Raw genomic sequence first — 17,398 nt, 5'->3', positions numbered from 1 at the left:
CCCGCCGTGCCCTTCAGGGGGCGGCGGTATCCAGCCAGATCGTCACTGGTCCGTCATTGACCAGATGCACTGCCATTTCCGCACCGAACCGCCCTGTCTCGACCGCCACACCCAGATCGCGCAGGACTTGGGCGAAATGCAAATATAGCCGTTCCCCCTCAACAGGCGGGGCGGCGGTGGAAAAGCCGGGGCGGTTGCCGCTGCGCGTGTCGGCGGCAAGGGTGAACTGGCTGACAACAAGTGCCGCGCCGCCCGTGTCTTTCAGCGCAAGGTTCATCTTGCCTGCCGCATCGCGGAAAATGCGCAGCTTGTGGATTTTCTGCGCCAGCGCTTCCGCTGTCGCCTCTGTGTCGCCCTGCATTGCGCAGACAAGGATCAGCAGGCCCGCGCCGCACTGGCCAACCGCCTCGCCCGCAACCAAGACATGTGCTTGCGTCACACGTTGCACCAGCGCGCGCATCAGAACCCGCCCATTTCGGCGACGTAGAAGGCCAGCACCAGAAATGCCAGCCCCGCCAGCACCGCGCCCGCAATCTTGGGCCAGGACCAGGGCCGCTCGCCCTGCACGCGCCCGGTCTGACCATTGACGATAAAGCGGTAGCTTTTGCCCCGGTAGCGATAGGCCGCCATCCAGATGGGCAAAAGCAGATGCTTGAACCGCTCATCCTCATATTGCGTGCTCATCGAGGTGATGCGCTGCTCGTCTCCACCAATATCGCGGCAAATATCGGCGCGGATCTGTTCTTCCATGCGCTGTTTGGCAATCTCGAACCCTTCGGGCAGTTCCACAGTATAGCCCTCGGCGCGAAACCCGGACAGGTAATCGGCGCTATAGGGTTGCAGATCGGCCAGCGTCCACGGCTCCAGCCGGCGGATATTGGCGCGCGGCAGCGATTGCGCGGCCATGACCAAAAGGTCCAGAAACTGCCGCGACACATGGCCGGATGCCGCGCTCCAGCGCGTGCGCCGCTCTTGCCGCCGGTTCTTGCCGCTGCCGGTTGTCACATAATAATGTGTCCCGCGCTGGCCTGAATAGCTGGACCTTGTTGCCACATCGAAGGCCCAATAGGGCACATACAGCCCGTTCAACTTGCCTGTGCTGCGCGCATATTTGGCCAAGGTCGAGGGCGCGAACCATAACCCTTTCAGCCATTTCGACATTTTCTCATGCGCGTCGCGCTCGCTCAGGCGAAAGGCCAGCACGGCATGTGGCTTGATATGGCGATGGGTGCCTGTATCGGTCACGACAGGACTTGCGCAAAACGGGCATTCTGCGGAATGCACATTCTCTTCAAACTCGACCTGCGCGCCGCAGGTGGCGCAATTCACGACCTTTGTTTCTTCAATATCCTCGGGCGGCAGGGCATGGGCAACCGCTTCGTGGTAATCCAGCGATTGCAGCTTGGTCACGCGGGTTGCGTCATCCATCTGCGGGATGGGCTGTTCATGGCCGCAATAGGCGCAACTCAGCCGCGCCTGTCCCGGTTCAAACCGCAAAGACGCGCCGCATTGCGCGCAGGGAAAGCGGTGTTCTTGCTGTGAAAGTGCCATTCCCTGTCCCGTATCCTTCGGGCCGTGAACCGGTCTCTGATCATCTTGGCAAGCATTCCATTTTCTTGCCCTAAATACTCAAATTCCAACACTTGCCACAAGGGATGCGCTGGAATTTGTGCCGCTATCCGATGGGCGGGGGCGGCGGGGGCATGGCTGCGAACAGACCGCGCAGCGCTGGAATGTCGCCTGCTTTTTGCCAGCCCGACTGCCCTTCGGACCAGACCAGCGTGTCGTGGGTGATCTGCCCTGCAAGCTGGGATTGGGGAAACGGGCCGCGGGTCTGGCCGTTCTCGGCGATATGCCACATCTGCTCTGACGCGGGCGGGGGGGGCGGCGGGGGGGCGGCTTGCTGTCCGCCCATGGCTTGGCCCATGGCCTGCGCCATCCCCATGCCCATGCCCATGCCCATACCGGCCCCAAGCCCGGCACCCATGCCGCCATCGCCGCCTTCAGCGGCTTTCTGCATGGCTTGCGCGGCAGAAAACTGGGTGAATTTGTTCAGATCGCCCACAATTCCCATGCTGGTGCGCTGATCAAGCACTTTCTCGACCTCGGGCGGCAGCGAGATATTCTCGATATACAATTCTGGCATTTCCAGCCCGTATTCGGCCAGCGTGGGCGCGATGGCCTTGCTGATCACATCGGACAGGTCTTTGGTATTGGCCGCCATATCCAGCGCCGGAATGCCACTTGCCGCCAGCACGCGGCTGACTTTCTGCACCACAATATTGCGGATCTGGCCTGCGATTTTCTCTTGGGTGAAATCGCCATCGGTGCCCACAATCTCGCGCATGAAGGCAACAGGGTCTTGCACGCGCACGGCATAAGACCCGAACGCGCGCAGCCGCAATGGCCCGAATTCGGGGTCGCGCAGCATGACGGGGTTCTGCGTGCCCCATTTCAGACCGGCAAAGCGGCGGGTGTTGATGAAATATATTTCCGACTTGAACGGAGAGCTGAACCCGTGATCCCAATGCTGCAAGCTGGTCAGGATCGGCATGTTGTTCGTCTCGAGCATATACATGCCCGGCTCGAACACATCGGCCAGCTGGCCTTCATGCACAAATACGGCCAGCTGCCCTTCGCGCACAGTCAGCTTGGCACCATATTTTATCTCGTTTCCATACCGCTCGAAGCGGTAAACCATCGTGTTGCGAGTGTCGTCTGTCCATTCGATAACATCGATGAACTGACCCTTCAGAAAGTTGAAAACCATAACGGCACCTTTGTCCCAATGTGCAAATTTAACAGCAGTATTGCCTAACTTTCACCGCCCATCAACTCTGCGGCGATGCGGCGGATGATGGGGCGGGCTTCGCGTTCCGCCATTCCGGGGCGCAGGCGCGGGTCATAGAGGGTGCGCAGCATGTTTTCATCCAGTGCAGTCAGCACGGCAAATTCGGATGTGTCGTTGAACAAAGACGGGCGCGCGCGGGGGCTGTCATTGGGCAGGCCCATGCCTTGGGCCAGTTCCTCGTAATAGCAAGCACGGCGCGACAGGTCGGGCAATTCGGCGCGGATAATGGCAATCGCATCGGTATAGATATCCGTGCCGCTGCGCGAAAAGGCCAGCACAAGGCAAGACACGCTCAGCGGCAGATCGCGCACCAGATCAAGCGTGACCGAATCGATGCCCGGCACCAGCTGCGACAGGCGCGGGGCCAGTGCCTGGCGCTCTGCTTCGGTAACCACCAGCACATGGAAATTGGCGCTGCGATCCACCAGCGACATCGGGTGTCCCGTCAGCCGCCCCAAGCGGTTGACATAGCCCGCGACAAAACTGCGATCCGACCTTTGCACCGAAGCGGGCACCGCAGCGCCAAATTCCAGCGAAAGCCTGACAGGGTCTTGCCAGCGCCGCAGCACAGTCGGGGTCGCACGTTCGATGATGCGGTTTCCGACGAAGCTGTATTCTTCGTATAACGCAATCTGGACGAAGATATCTTCAAGATCGCGCGCAGAAAAAGGCACATCGCGCGGCATGCGTTCCGTGCGCAGCATCCCGTCGCTGAGGCGGCGGTTTTCCAGCGCGATAAAATAGGCGGTTACATCATCGGGGGGGGGCGTGACGTCTATCTGTTCGCGTTCCAGCGGTGCAACAGGTACCGCCACCGATGCAGGTGCGGCCGCTGTTTCGGCCGCCTCTGGTGTCCAGGTGCAGCCTGACAGCCACAGACCACAGGCCAAGGCCAGCCCGCACCCGCTGGCTGCATGTTTTGCAACAGGCGCGCGCAGCTTGGGGGCGGGCAGATGTATTGGCATGGCCCTTGGCATAAGATCAGACGTCAGAACGATTTGCGCTGTTGTCATCGCGGGCGCGTGCAGATGACAGGGACTGGCGCAGCTCTGCTTCCATCTTGACCAGCTCTGCCTCTGCCTCGGCGCGTTTGGCGCGCCCTGCATCGGCAATCTGCAAACTGTCCTCAATCGTGGCAATAAGCGAATCATTGGCCTTTTTCACCGCTTCTATATCGAACACACCGCGCTCGACCTCTTCGCGCACTTCGCGGTTGGCGCTGCGCAGGTTCTCGGCATTCGAGGTCAGCAGGTCATTGGTCAGATCATTGGCCGCACGCACCGCCTGCGCCGCCTCGCGCGAGCGTTGGATGGTCAGCGCCTGCGCCAGTTGCGTTTCCCACAGTGGGACCGTATTTACCAAGGTCGAGTTGATCTTGGTGACCAGCGATTTGTCATTCTCCTGCACCAGCCGGATCGAGGGCAGCGATTGCATGGTGACCTGCCGTGTCAGTTTCAGGTCATGCACACGCCGCTCCAGATCGTCACGCGCCGCGCGCAGGTCGCGCAATTCCTGTGCTTTCAGCACTTGGTCATTCTCGGGCGCGGCCTCGACCTCGGCTTGTTTGGCGGGAATGTCATTGGCATCCAGATGCTTGATTTTCGCCTCGCCCGCCGCGATGTAAAGCGCCAGTTCATGGTAGAATTCCAGCGTCTTTTCATACAGCTTGTCGAGCGACTTGATATCCTTGAGAAGCGTCGTCTCGTGGTTCAGCAAATTGCCGGTTATCCGGTCGATCTGGCCCTGAACGGTTGCATAGCGTTCCTGAAACTTGGCCAGCGGTGCTGCTTTGCCTGTCAGGCGCTCCCACCAGCTGCGCTGGCGGCGCGTGTCCAACTCGCTGACTGAAAACCCGCGCAATGTGGTGACCATTTCGCGCAGGCCATCGCCAGCGGGGCCAATATCCTTGCTTTTCACATCGGCCAGCATGGACTGGCTGATCTGCTGCAAATCCAGCTGCGCCCGCGACCCGAACCCGATGATCGAGCCGGTCTGGTGAATGTCAATCTCGGCCATGCGGCGGGTGATTGCCTGCGCGTCATCCTCTGATGCAGTGTCGAGGATGACCAACTCATTCGACGGCTCTGCCAAAGGCGTGTCAACCAGCGCGCTGATTTCAGATGTTAAGGCTTCAGCTTCTATGCGAAGTTTCTCAGACATGAACGATCCCTCTGTGTATTATTCTTGAATAGGTGGTCAACGTAATTTCAGTCGCCTGTGCGCAGCCCTTCGCGTTCCAGCCTTTCGCGCAGAACCTCGATCTCGATATCAAGCGCCGTTCTGTCATCCGCCAGCAGGGCCTCGCGCCGCAGCGCAAACCTGTTTTCCAGATCATCCAGCAGGGCTTCATATTCAACGCGCGCATCATGGTCTTGGTTGCGTGCAAAAATATCGGCGAATTTCACCGTCGCATCGCGCGCGCCCATCAGGTAAATTCCCAAATAGCGGCGCGCGGCATTCAATCTGCGCGGATCATTCTCGATTGTGCGAAACAGCGGGCGGATATTGGCGGCAAACCCCTCCACGCGGCGCGCAAGCGTACGGTCGCCGCTGCGCTTGATGGCGCTGGTCATATCGCTCAGGTGGCGCTCGGCTTCCTCGATCGCTTGGGCGGCACGATCTGTCTGGAAGGTGTCGATCCCCTCCATGCCCTTGTCTTTCAACGGATCGGCGCCAAAGGCCCCGAAATGCAGTACCGCCCCCAGCGCGGCCAGACTCAGCGCAGCCACAGGCCCTGCGCTCAGCGCCGCCGCCCCCAAACCGGCCCCCATCAGCACAGAGCCGAAGATTTTGCGTGGAATGGCGGGCCTGCGCGCGACAGTGCGCGCCTCATAGGCCGCCTGCGCCAAAACCCCCTCGCGTGTCAGCCATGCCGCCAGCATCAACACGCCAAATGCGGCAAGGTTCAGCACCAATCCTGCCGGGTCTTGGAAAAACGCGCGAAAGGCAAAGGCGAAGGGCAGCACAAACAGAATATTCACCCGCGCCCCCACCGGATGCGGGCGCGCAACCGCGACAGGCGTGGTCTGTTTCTCCGCATTCGGGCTGTAGCGCCCGCCGAACCGCTGGCTCATATCCCTAGCCCCCGACAAACGCGACATAGATCACCAACGCCACCAACAGGGCGAAAGATGTTTTCTGCAACCCTGTGGATGACATCTGCGACTACTCCGATAAACCGTTAATACATTAGATATATGTCAGGACGAACTGGTTTTGAAGATGCGCCGCATCAAACAATGCGATCGCGGCGCGAAAACGGGCAGGGGCGGGCTAGGCTACGATCACGGTTTTCTTGTGGGGCGGGCTCTCGCAGGCGGGCGGCCCGTGCGGGTGGCGGCGGGGTCGTCCTTGCGCGGCCTGTCGCCACGCGCCACAGGGGGGCGCGGCTTTTGCTTGCGCGGCGGCTTCGGGGTGTCACCCTCTGTCTCGCGCGCACCCTCGCCCAGTTGCTCACGCAGCACACGCGCTTTGACTTCCTCTACCGCGCCTTTGGCCAGGGTGCCCAGCTGGAAAGGACCATAGCTGATGCGGATCAGGCGGTTGACGCTTAACCCCACATAAGACAGCGCGCGGCGGATTTCGCGGTTGCGCCCTTCGCGGATGCCGATGGTCAGCCAGGCATTCGCGCCTTGCTGGCGGTCAATCGCAACAATCATAGGTTGAAAATTTTCGCCCTCAACCACGATCCCTTCGCGCAAGGGGGCCAGCATCTCGTCTGTGGGCGCGCCATTCACCCGCACCCGATACTTGCGCAACCAGCCGGTACTGGGCAATTCCAGCTTGCGTTTCAGCGTGCCGTCATTGGTCAGCAGCAGCAACCCTTCCGAATTCAGGTCCAGCCGCCCGACAGAGACGACACGCGGCAGCCCTTCGGGCAGATTGTCGAAAACCGTGGGCCGCCCCTCATCATCGCGGGTGGTCGTCACCAGCCCAAGCGGCTTGTGATAGAGCCAAAGCCGCGCAGGCTCTGGCGCGCGCAAGGGTTTGCCATCGACTGTAATGCGGTCTGACGGCGTCACATTCAGCGCGGGGCTGTCAATGCGCTTGCCATTCACGCAAACGCGCCCCTCGACAATCAGGATTTCGGCCTGCCTGCGCGAGGCCACGCCCGCGCGTGCCAGAACCTTGGCAATACGATCCCCCGATGGCTGCGGTGTGTCAGTCTTGTCAGGTGTGATCATATGATCTTTCATCCTTGTCCAAATATCCTGGGGGTCCGGGGGCAAAGCCCCCGGGGTGTCTGCTCAAGGGGCCCAGGTCAGAAAATTCGCAATCATCCGCAAGCCGGCAGATTGCGATTTTTCGGGGTGAAACTGCATCCCGATGATCGTGTCGCGGGCCACAATAGCTGTCACTGGCCCGGCATAGTCCACATGCGCGACCAGATGCGCCGGATCGGCCACAAGAAAGTGATAGGAATGCACGAAATAGGCGTGATCGCCGCTGTCCAACCCCTCCAGCACCGGATGGGCGCGGTCGATCACCAGATCATTCCAGCCCATATGCGGCACTTTCAGGCTTTTATCCTGCGGGGCAATGCGCACCACCTCGCCGCCGATCCAATCCAGACCGGCCACATCCTCATATTCGCGGCCCATGGTGGCCAGCATCTGCATGCCCACACAAATGCCCATAAAGGGCACGGCGCGGCGCTGCACGGCGTCTTCCAGCGCCTCGACCATGCCATCCACGGCCCCCAGCGCGCGGCGGCAGGCCGGATACGCCCCGTCACCGGGCAGCACGATCCGGTCTGCGCGCGCAACATCTTCGGCGCGCGCACTGACCAGCACATCACCACCGCCCACATCCTGCGCCATGCGCTGAAAGGCTTTGCTGGCGGAATGCAGATTGCCGCTGTCATAATCGACCAGAACTGTCAGCATCGGATTAAAGCGCCCCTTTGGTGGACGGGATTGCATCGGATTTGCGCGGGTCCGTCTCGACCGCCGCGCGCAGGGCTTGCGCCACGGCTTTGAACGCAGCCTCGGCGATGTGATGCGAATTGAACCCGTGCAACTTGTCTATATGCAGCGTGATGCCGCCATGGGTGGCCAGCGCCTGAAAGAACTCGCGCACCAATTCGGTGTCAAATGTCCCGATCTTGGCAGTTGGGAATTCAAGTGACCAGACCAGATAGGGGCGGCCGGACAGGTCCAGCGCGCAGGCCACTTGCGCGTCATCCATCGGCAGGTTGCACGCGCCGTAGCGGCGGATGCCGCGCTTGTCGCCAAGCGCCTGCGCCAATGCCTGCCCAAGGGCTATGCCGCAATCCTCGACCGTGTGGTGATCGTCGATATGCAGATCGCCCTTTGCGCGCAGGTCGATATCGATCAGCGAATGCCGCGCCAACTGGTCCAGCATATGGTCGAAAAACCCGACACCTGTCTGGCAGTCATAGCGGCCCGTGCCATCCAGATTGATCGTGACCGTAATATCGGTTTCATGGGTCTTGCGGGTTATGGTGGCTGTGCGCATCGGGTTTTCCTTGGCGGTTTTCCGCGCCGAGGTATAGGCGCTTGCGCCGCGCGGGGGAAGGGGGCAATCTGCGCCCAAAGACAAGATCGGGGATACAGATGACCATTCACATTGGGGCCGAGCAGGGCCAGATTGCCGAAACCGTGCTGATGCCGGGCGACCCGTTGCGCGCCAAATGGGCAGCGCAGACCTTCCTGACAGATGCTGTTTGCGTCAATCAGGTGCGCGGCATGCTGGGATATACAGGCACATGGCGCGGCAACCGTGTCACAATTCACGGCTCTGGCATGGGCATGGCGTCGCTCTCGATCTATGCCAATGAATTGATCCGCGATTTTGGTGCCAAAACGCTTATCCGCGTTGGATCGGCGGGCGCGATGCAGCAGGATGTCGGAATTAGGGATATTGTTCTGGGGCAGGCCTGCACAACCCTGACCATGCCGTCGCGTGGAATATTCCGAGAGATCAACTTCGCCCCCTGTGCCGATTTCGGGCTGTTGCATGCGGCCTATACTGCGGCACAGGCACGGGGCGTGCGCACGCATGTGGGCAATATCTATTCTTCGGACGTGTTCTATGACGAGCGCCCCGACCTGAACGAGATCATGCAGCGCCACGGCGTGCTCTGTGTGGAAATGGAAGCGGCAGAACTTTATGCCGTTGCCGCGCGGCATGGTGTGCGCGCGCTGGCTATGCTGACCATCTCCGACCATTTGCTGACGCATGACGCCTTGCCCGCGCAAGACCGCGAACAAAGCTTCGGCGATATGATCGAACTGGCGCTTCAGGCGGCGTTCCCGGCAACAGAAGCGCGCGGATAAAACCGCCTTGCATCCCTGCACCCAAGGCGCTAAGGCAACGTCACTTCACAGGCAGAGGCGGGCTTGCGGGACAGACAGACCCCGACAGTCCACCGGTTGAGGCGATACGCCTTGAAATCCTCTGCTCAGGCGCAAACCGGAAAGGAAAACGATATGGCGCTTCCTGATTTCACGTTGCGTCAGCTTTTGGAAGCTGGCGTTCACTTCGGCCACCAGACCCAGCGCTGGAACCCCCGCATGGCCCCGTATATCTACGGCGAGCGGAATGGCATTCACATTCTCGACCTGACACAGACGCTGCCCCTGCTGGATGCCGCGCTTAATGTCATCCGCGAGACAGTCGCCAAAGGCGGCAGCATCCTGTTCGTCGGCACCAAGCGTCAGGCGGCCAAGTCGATCGCAGACGCGGCCGAGCGTTCGGCGCAGTTCTACATGAACCACCGCTGGCTGGGTGGCACGCTGACCAACTGGAAAACCGTGTCCCAGTCGATCCAGCGCCTGAAAGCCATTGACGAGCAGCTGGAAAGCGGCGCCGAAGGCCTGACCAAGAAAGAGCGTCTGGGCATGGAGCGCGAGCAGGCCAAATTGCAAGCCTCGCTTGGCGGTATCCGCGACATGGGCGGCCTTCCCAGCCTGATCTTCGTCATTGACGTGAACAAAGAAGATCTGGCCATTCTGGAAGCCAAGAAACTGGGCATTCCGGTTGTGGCCGTGGTTGACACCAACTGCCCACCCGAAGGCGTTGACTACATCATCCCCGGCAATGACGACGCGGCGCGCGCGATTGCGCTGTATTGCGACCTTGCAGCACGCGCAGCCCTTGACGGGATGAGCGCGCAAATGGGCGCGGCAGGCATTGACCTTGGCGCATTGGAAGAAACTCCGGTTGAGGAAGTATTGGCCGAAGCTGGCGTAGAAGCCACTGACGCGTAATCTTTGACCAAGTGACATGAAGTTGTGACAGGCGCGTGCTCAAACGCCCTGTCACACCGCATTTATGCAGGAGAAAACCCCATGACAATCACCGCTGCAATGGTGAAGGAACTGCGCGAATCAACTGGCGCAGGTATGATGGACGCCAAAAAGGCGCTGACTGAAAATAATGGCGACATGGACGCGGCAACCGACTGGCTGCGCACCAAAGGTCTGGCCAAGGCTGCGAAGAAAGCAGACCGCGTGGCCGCCGAAGGTCTGGTTGGCGTCGCTGTCGAGGGCGGCAAGGGTGTCGCAGTCGAGATCAACTCGGAAACCGATTTCGTTGCAAAAAATGCCGAATTCCAAGGTATGGTCGCACAGATCACGACAGCCGCACTTGGTGTGGCGTCTGTTGAAGACCTGAAAGCCGCCCATGTTGCTGGCAAGCCGGTCGAGACTGTTCTGACCGATGCCATCGCCAAAATCGGCGAAAACATGACGCTGCGCCGGATGGAAGCGATCGAGGGCGATGCGGTTGCGGCCTATGTCCACAATGCCGCTGCCGATGGCATGGGCAGAATTGGTGTTCTGGTCGCGCTGAAAGGTGCCGATAACGGCATTGGCAAGCAGATTGCCATGCATATCGCGGCAACCAGCCCTTTGGCGCTGAACGAAGACGCACTTGACCCCGCCGTGGTCGAGCGTGAGCGGTCTGTCCAGACGCAAAAAGCGCTGGAAGAAAACGCCACCGCCGACAAGCCCAAGCCCGAAGCTGTGATCCAGAACAACATCATCCCCGGCCGGATGAAGAAGTATCTGGAAGAAAACACGCTGGTAAACCAGAAATTCGTCATGAACCCCGACATCACGGTTGCACAGGCTGCCAAAGATGCGGGCGTCGAAATTCTGGGCTATATCCGCATGGGTGTTGGCGAAGGGATCGAGAAGAAAGAAGAAAACTTCGCTGAAGAAGTGGCGAAGATGAACAGCTAAGGCTTTCGCCTTTGTTTGAAAAAACGGCGCCCGATCCGGGCGCCGTTTTTTATGCGCTTTTGGCGCTGTCATGGTTTGGGCCGATTAAGCCTTGGGGTGTCTGCAGCGTAAGCGATGCGGGACGAAGCCGCCGTTGGGTATTTTGTATGAGGTGCCGAACACTAGCCCCCTGAACGCATGAAAAGCCGCTCCACCTGTACCTTTAACTTCCGCACTGCAAAATCTTTTGCCTTATTGGGGTGGAGGATTGCGAGGCCGAAGTTCTGCACAAGATTTCGCTTTTGGTCCTTTGGCTCACATTTGGGAAGATGCTCAATGACAGGCCAATTCTTTTGAACCGCCTTATCTACGGGATCTTCATAATATAATCCTCTCGCACCCATGTATCCCGCCAAAATCTTGCCGCACTCCTTATCATCGCTCAGGACCGCACAATCAAACCAATCAAATCTCAACTCCGTCGCGAGTGCGGAAAGTTCGGGGACATGTTTGCTCTTGACCTGAAGCTTCTGTACCTTGCAGTGATACAGAACAGAGAAAAAACGGTCGTCTGGCGCAGGCATAAAAAATCCGTCATCAAGGTGGCGCCGCCTAAGCATATCTATCTGCCATGCTGCGGGATAATACTTGTCCCCAACATACCTTATGTTCACATCAATGCCTTCGCCTTCAACTTTGACCTTCCCCTTGTATGGCTGTGAAGATTTTTGTATTACCGCGCAAAGCGAAGCAAGCCTTTGATAATTGTCACAGAGAAAATCAACATCCTGATCCAAAAGCTGCTTGGGAAGCCCCTCGAAGTTGCGCAAGACCAAGTAGCGCGCCCCGATATTCAACACATCAAACAGATGCTGCCAACTCGACCAACCGTCATGGCCCTCAAGATCTTTTTCTAAAATCTGTAGTTCTGTTGATGGATTATCGAGAGCGTGAAGCAACCGGTTCACACCAAGAAGCATAACTGCTTGAAACAGGAATTCGTCAATATTATTGCTTGAATGTACCTGATACTTTTTTGTGAAAAAGTCTCTGTATCGATATTTCGCCTTAACCACATTTTCATTCGAAGGCTCAATACGGCCTGAAACACTTTTTTTCCAAGTGTATCGCGGTTGGGGGTCTCGGATAATAAGAAAGCGGAAAGGGGTTGGGCCGATCTTGCTGTCCCAGTCAATGAACGGACCCTCTGGAACAGGGCGCTCGTAAAAACGCGCAATATTTTGTCTGTAGAACTCTTTCGTCCAGTGAACTTCGAAGTCTGCGATTATTTGAAATTCGCGATGCAAGTCTGCAACTATGTCATCGGCACGTTCAAGCGCTCCGTTCCACAGCGCAAAGCAAGAAAAATCATGCTTCATGCCTATGTCAAGCGTGAAATTGGAATCATCATCTTTTGATGGCTGATATGATATGCGATTTTGGCTGTGAAGTTCGTTCATGATAATCCGCTTAGCCAACATTCCCTTCGTGGCCTGTCGATTGACATCAGAATGATTTGCATCGGGCGAATCTACAAGTATTTTCCGTCCCAAGTGGTGGTTGCGCGCCACAAAGAGCCGCGATCTGCGGCGATCAGGCCGCAAAACCGCATTTTCCAAGCAAGATTAGGATGTTTTTTGCGCCGCAGGCAGACCATGTGCGCTAATTTCGTGGCGTTTGGCGTGGTCATGCGCTTGGAGGCGTCGGATGGCAGCGAAAATCTTGCGCATTATCGGGTCGGTGCTGGCCGCTTCTGCCAGTTGGAAGGAGATGGCGCATGTTGCTATGCCAGAAGTTTAACAGAATGAACGGCACATCAAGCGAATGTCTCCTACAGCCTTAAACTGCATTTGCGTTAGGCTTTGGTTGCCTTTGTCAAGCCTTGGACAACAGCGTCTCGCAACGCTTTGAGGCAAGGCAGTCGCGGGTCACCTCGGGCGAGAGGGCGAGCATCGCCTCATACTGCGTCAAAAACACCTGCCCGGTCAGATCATGCAGCAGGTGGCTTTTCTCCAACTGGTCCATCACCGGCCCTTTCACCTCGGACAGATGGAAGGAAACAGCGGCATCTTTCAGCCGCTCGTTGATCGCGTCAAGGCTCTCCAGTGCAGAGGCGTCGATGTAATTCACCGCTGTGCATTGCAGCACCACATGGCGCAGGGCAGGGGTGTCGGCCAGCGCCTGCACAATCCGGTCTTCCAGTGCGCGGGCATTGGGGAAATATAGCGATTCATCTACCCGGATAGAGAAGATCGCGGGGTCTGTCACCACGGCGTGCCGCGTGACATTGCGGAAATGCTCGGTTCCCGGCACCTGACCCACCACGGCCATATGCGGGCGCGAAGTGCGGTAGAGATACAGCAGCAGCGACAGCCCGACACCGGCGAGCAGCCCTTGTTCCACCCCGATCAGCAGGGTCACTGCCATGGTTGCCGCCATCGCGGCCCCATCGGCGCGCGAATAGGCCCAGGTGCGGGGCAGGGCGCGGAAATCCAGCAGCGAGAACACGGCCACGATAATGATCGCCGCCAATGTGGCGCGCGGCAGATAGAACATCAGCGGCGTCAGCACCAGCACTGCAACCCCGATCATCAGCGCCGTAATCGCACCGGCTGCGGGGGTGGATGCGCCCGCATCGTAATTCACGATAGAGCGTGACAAGCCCCCTGTCACCGGCATGGCATTGGTGACGCCTGCGCCCAGATTGGCCAGCCCAAGTGCGACCAATTCGCGGTCAGGGTCGATGAACTGGCGCTTCTTGGCTGCCAGCGTTTGCGCGATCGAGATGGATTCGACATAGCCAACAATGGCGATCATCGCCGCAGGGGCCAGCAGCAGTTGGATCAGGTCAATCTCGAAGGCGGGCAGGCCGATTTGCGGCAAGCCGCGCGGGATGTCCCCGACAGAGGCAACGCCCATCTGGTCCAGCCCGAAACCCCATACCGCCAGCGTGGACCCCACAACCGCAATCAGCAGCGCTGTTTTTCCCAGCAATTTTGCCACTGGCGCAGACAGGCCCAGCCGGACAAGCAGCCGCGCCAGACCCGCGCGCGACCAGAACAGAAAGCCCAGCATCACCACAGACAGCGCCAGTGTGATAAGCGACAGATCCCCGATATTGCGGATCAGCGAGGGGATCACCTCTGGCAGGGTCTTGCCGCTGATATCGGCCCCCAGCAAATGCCGCAACTGGCTGGAGGCAATCAGGATGCCCGCCGCTGTGATGAAGCCGGAGATTACCGGATGGCTGAGGAAATTCGCCAGAAACCCAAGTTTGAACAGGCCCAGCGTCAGCATCATGACGCCCGACAACAGCGCAATCCACAGGGCGGCAAGGTGATAGTCCGGCCCGCCAATTTCAGCAACCGATCCCGCCGCCGCCGCTGTCATCAGCGCCACAACCGCCACAGGCCCCACCGCCAGCGCATTCGAGGTGCCGAAGGCCGCATAAAGCAGCAAGGGCAGCATCGCCCCATAAAGACCCGCTTGCGGCGGCAGGCCCGCCAACATGGCATAGGCCATGCCCTGGGGCACCAGCATGATGGTCACAACCGCAGCTGCAATCAGGTCATTGGTCATGTCCGCACGCGAATAGCTGCGTGCCCATGACAGGAATGGCAAAAAACGGGTGAGCATTGATGGCAACCTGACGAAAAAAGTGGGGGCGCTGGCATTTTGCGGTGCAGACCAGCACAGGGTTGCCCGCTATATATGGGACTGAATATATATTGCAAGTATTGAATGTGTTAAGTGCAGAGTTTGCCTGCGCTGCGCCTTGGCTTTATACCTGCTTGCGCGGTGCTATGGGCGCAACAAAAAGGCTGCACCAGCATGCCGGTGCAGCCTTTTTCGTTATATGGGCGTTCCTTACCCGATCCGGTAATTCGGGCTTTCGCGCGTGATCTGCACATCATGCACATGGCTTTCTTTCAGCCCCGCATTGGTAATGCGCACGAATTCGCAATTGCTGCGCATCTCGGCCACTGTTGCGTTGCCGGTATAGCCCATTGCAGCGCGCAAACCGCCCACAAGCTGGTGCAGAACTGCCCCGGCGGCCCCTTTATAGGGGACTTGCCCTTCAATCCCTTCGGGCACCAGTTTGTCGCTGGCGGCATCTTTCTGGAAATACCTGTCCGCAGACCCGCGCGCCATTGCCCCCAGACTGCCCATCCCACGGTAGCTTTTAAAGCTGCGCCCCTGATACAGGATCACTTCGCCCGGTGCCTCATCCGTGCCCGCAATCGCAGAGCCGACCATCGCACATGACGCGCCCGCCGCAATCGCCTTGGCGAAATCGCCCGACATCTTGATCCCGCCATCGGCAATAACGGGAATGTCGCCCGCAGCCCTTGCGCAATCCATAATTGCGGTCAGTTGCGGCACACCCACACCGGCCACAACCCGCGTGGTGCAGATAGACCCCGGCCCGATCCCCACCTTCACGGCATCCGCACCCGCATCGATCAGCGCGCGGGTGGCCGCAGCCGTGGCGACATTGCCTGCAACGACTTGCACTGTGCTGGATTCCGCCTTGATCCGCTCGACCGCTTTGGCAACCCCTTCGGAATGACCATGTGCCGTGTCGATGACCACCAGATCAACACCTGCCTCGATCAGCGCCATCGAGCGTTCGAATCCCGCATCGCCCACTGTGGTTGCGGCGGCAACCCGCAGGCGGCCCAGATCGTCCTTGCAGGCTGTCGGGTTCAGCACCGCGCGATCACTGTCGCGCAGCGTCAGAAGGCCCGTCAAACGCCCTTCCGCATCGGTGACCAGCAGCTTCTCGATCCGGCGCGCCTGCATCAGGCTGCGTGCCTCGGCCCGGTCGGCGGGTTCGCGCAGAATGGCCAGATTATCCGCGCTCATCATCGCCTTGACAGGTGTGCTGTCATCGCTGGCAAAGCGCATGTCACGGTTGGTGACAATGCCCAGAACACGCCCCTGCTCATCGACCACAGGAAAGCCGGTAACATTATAGCGCGCCTGCAATTCCTTTGCGTCGCGCAACGTCTGGTTGGGGGTCAGTGTGATCGGGTTATAGACAATGCCCGATTCAAACCGTTTCACGCGCCGCACGTCCTGCGCCTGCGCCTCTATATCCAGATTGCGGTGGATCACGCCCATGCCGCCCGATTGCGCCATGGCAATGGCCATGCGCGCCTCGGTCACAGTGTCCATCGCCGAAGACAGCAGCGGAATGTTCAACCGGATGGATTTCGTGACAAATGTTGACGTGTCCGCCTGTGTGGGCAGCACGCGCGAGGCGGCAGGCACCAGCAGCACATCATCAAAGGTAAGGGCCTCACGAATCTCCATGACGGGTCTCCTTATGGGTGGATCGCTTGGCAGGTTCCTTTTTCATGTCTTGAAGGAAATGAAAACCCCTAAGCCTCTGCGGCATTGGTCTTTGCGGCAAGGGTGCCGCTTGCCCACATCTTGAAGATGCGAAACGCGATAATCACGACGATCGGCGTGGCACAAAACAAAATGCCCAGACCGATCAGGCCGGGTATGGACTGGGGCTGCGACACCAGCATCAAGGCCGAGGCAAAGGCCGCCAGCGGAAAGGTAAACGCGCCCCAGAGTGCGGAGAAACCGCTTTGCGTCAGCCAGCGCAGCGACAGGATTAATGCTGCGAAAATTACTGCGGCCACAGCGCTGAACCCCATTGCCGCAGCTTCCAGCCCGGCGTCATGCGCGACAATGGCAAACAGGCAGGCAGGGGCCAGATGGATCGCCAGAAGCGGGCGCAAGGGCGCAGGCGGGGTACGCTGCACCAACTGGCGCGCGGAAATCCCCCAGATTAGCCCCGCAGGCAACAGCATCGACCAAAGCAGCCATGTTGCCACTTGCGGGTATCCCAGCGCATTCGCCACAATGCCGCCGACGATGAAGCCTACAAAACTCAGGTGAAAGACAGGGGTCACCACGCGCCCCTCTGGCGGTGCGCGGCGCAAGACGAAAACCAGCAGCGCCACCAGCCCCAGATGCAGGCCAAAGGCCACAATGCCCGTCACCATCGCCAGTCGGGGTGCGATGGGCGCAAGGCTTGCCGCCATCAGCATCAGCGACAGGCTGGCCGCCGCCAGCCCCGCGCGCCCGGGCAGAACGCGCATCTCCTCGATCAATACGCCGGGCCTGCGCAGGGGCTTGGCCAGATAGGCCACCAGCGCGAACAGGAACAACAGCGTGACCCCGCCCAGCAAGATATCCCCTATCACAGACCCCGCAGCCCGCCAGCCAAGCCCCAGCCCGAACAGCCCGAATATGGGCGGAAAGATCGCAGGCGGGGTGCGCCGCCACAGGCCGGGCGCGGGCATTTTCAAAGGCGGCGGCATGGGGCGGCGGGTCTGGGTCATGG

The 17,398-nt window shown here is 59.4% G+C and carries 16 protein-coding genes; 3 read left to right on the top strand and 13 right to left on the bottom strand.

Going from position 1 to position 17,398, the window contains the following annotated elements:
- Positions 1–13 precede the first annotated feature (13 nt).
- The 9 genes from dtd to hisB all read right to left on the bottom strand — a co-directional run bounded on the left by dtd (position 14) and on the right by hisB (position 8,329).
- Positions 14–460 (bottom strand): D-aminoacyl-tRNA deacylase, encoded by a 447-nt coding sequence (dtd, locus tag BG455_RS05575; protein WP_071468969.1) that lies wholly within the window; start codon positions 458–460, stop codon positions 14–16.
- Positions 460–1,551 carry a TFIIB-type zinc ribbon-containing protein gene (locus tag BG455_RS05570; RefSeq protein WP_071468968.1) on the bottom strand — a complete coding sequence of 364 codons (1,092 nt, stop codon included), beginning with the start codon at positions 1,549–1,551 and terminating at the stop codon, positions 460–462. Before BG455_RS05570 ends, dtd begins: the two co-directional genes overlap by 1 nt.
- Positions 1,552–1,675: 124 nt before the next feature.
- Positions 1,676–2,770 (bottom strand): SPFH domain-containing protein, encoded by a 1,095-nt coding sequence (locus BG455_RS05565; RefSeq protein ID WP_071468967.1) that lies wholly within the window; start codon positions 2,768–2,770, stop codon positions 1,676–1,678.
- Between the two features lie 44 nt (positions 2,771–2,814).
- Positions 2,815–3,816, bottom strand: coding sequence for a DUF2927 domain-containing protein (locus tag BG455_RS05560; RefSeq protein ID WP_170124683.1), 1,002 nt, complete (start codon positions 3,814–3,816; stop codon positions 2,815–2,817).
- A 16-nt stretch (positions 3,817–3,832) separates the two neighbouring features.
- Entirely contained in the window at positions 3,833–5,011 is a 1,179-nt protein-coding gene (locus BG455_RS05555; RefSeq protein ID WP_071468966.1) for a toxic anion resistance protein, read from the bottom strand.
- Between the two features lie 47 nt (positions 5,012–5,058).
- Positions 5,059–5,925, bottom strand: a complete 867-nt coding sequence (locus tag BG455_RS05550; RefSeq protein WP_071468965.1) for a 5-bromo-4-chloroindolyl phosphate hydrolysis family protein — start codon at positions 5,923–5,925, stop codon at positions 5,059–5,061.
- A 210-nt stretch (positions 5,926–6,135) separates the two neighbouring features.
- Entirely contained in the window at positions 6,136–7,035 is a 900-nt protein-coding gene (locus BG455_RS05545; RefSeq protein ID WP_071469145.1) for a pseudouridine synthase, read from the bottom strand.
- A gap of 63 nt (positions 7,036–7,098) precedes the next feature.
- On the bottom strand, positions 7,099–7,737 hold the full coding sequence (gene hisH / locus BG455_RS05540) for an imidazole glycerol phosphate synthase subunit HisH (protein WP_071468964.1): 639 nt from the start codon (positions 7,735–7,737) through the stop codon (positions 7,099–7,101).
- Between the two features lie 4 nt (positions 7,738–7,741).
- Complete coding sequence (gene hisB / locus BG455_RS05535) at positions 7,742–8,329, bottom strand: imidazoleglycerol-phosphate dehydratase HisB (protein ID WP_071469144.1); 588 nt, start codon at positions 8,327–8,329, stop codon at positions 7,742–7,744.
- 98 nt (positions 8,330–8,427) lie between these two features.
- On the opposite strand from hisB, the gene deoD reads away from it, so the two are divergent.
- The 3 genes from deoD (at position 8,428) to tsf (ending at position 11,058) form a co-directional block, all read left to right on the top strand.
- On the top strand, positions 8,428–9,150 hold the full coding sequence (gene deoD / locus BG455_RS05530) for a purine-nucleoside phosphorylase (protein ID WP_071468963.1): 723 nt from the start codon (positions 8,428–8,430) through the stop codon (positions 9,148–9,150).
- 153 nt (positions 9,151–9,303) lie between these two features.
- A complete protein-coding gene (gene rpsB, locus BG455_RS05525) occupies positions 9,304–10,083 on the top strand; it encodes a 30S ribosomal protein S2 (protein ID WP_071468962.1) in 780 nt (259 codons plus the stop codon).
- Positions 10,084–10,164: 81 nt separating this feature from the next.
- Positions 10,165–11,058, top strand: a complete 894-nt coding sequence (tsf, locus tag BG455_RS05520; protein WP_071468961.1) for a translation elongation factor Ts — start codon at positions 10,165–10,167, stop codon at positions 11,056–11,058.
- A gap of 161 nt (positions 11,059–11,219) precedes the next feature.
- Here tsf and BG455_RS05515 read toward each other — a convergent pair whose 3' ends face one another.
- From BG455_RS05515 to BG455_RS05500, 4 genes are all read right to left on the bottom strand, one after another.
- Positions 11,220–12,497, bottom strand: coding sequence for a hypothetical protein (locus BG455_RS05515; protein ID WP_143079881.1), 1,278 nt, complete (start codon positions 12,495–12,497; stop codon positions 11,220–11,222).
- 415 nt (positions 12,498–12,912) lie between these two features.
- Positions 12,913–14,673, bottom strand: coding sequence for a SulP family inorganic anion transporter (locus BG455_RS05510; protein WP_071468959.1), 1,761 nt, complete (start codon positions 14,671–14,673; stop codon positions 12,913–12,915).
- A 231-nt stretch (positions 14,674–14,904) separates the two neighbouring features.
- Positions 14,905–16,353 (bottom strand): IMP dehydrogenase, encoded by a 1,449-nt coding sequence (guaB, locus tag BG455_RS05505; RefSeq protein WP_071468958.1) that lies wholly within the window; start codon positions 16,351–16,353, stop codon positions 14,905–14,907.
- 68 nt (positions 16,354–16,421) lie between these two features.
- Entirely contained in the window at positions 16,422–17,396 is a 975-nt protein-coding gene (locus BG455_RS05500) for a TDT family transporter (protein ID WP_071468957.1), read from the bottom strand.
- Positions 17,397–17,398: the final 2 nt, after the last annotated feature.

This window comes from Roseinatronobacter thiooxidans (assembly GCF_001870675.1).
Taxonomy (GTDB): Bacteria; Pseudomonadota; Alphaproteobacteria; order Rhodobacterales; family Rhodobacteraceae; genus Roseinatronobacter; species Roseinatronobacter thiooxidans.
Note: the sequence above shows the minus strand (reverse complement) of the source record. Positions and strands in the feature narration are given on the sequence as shown.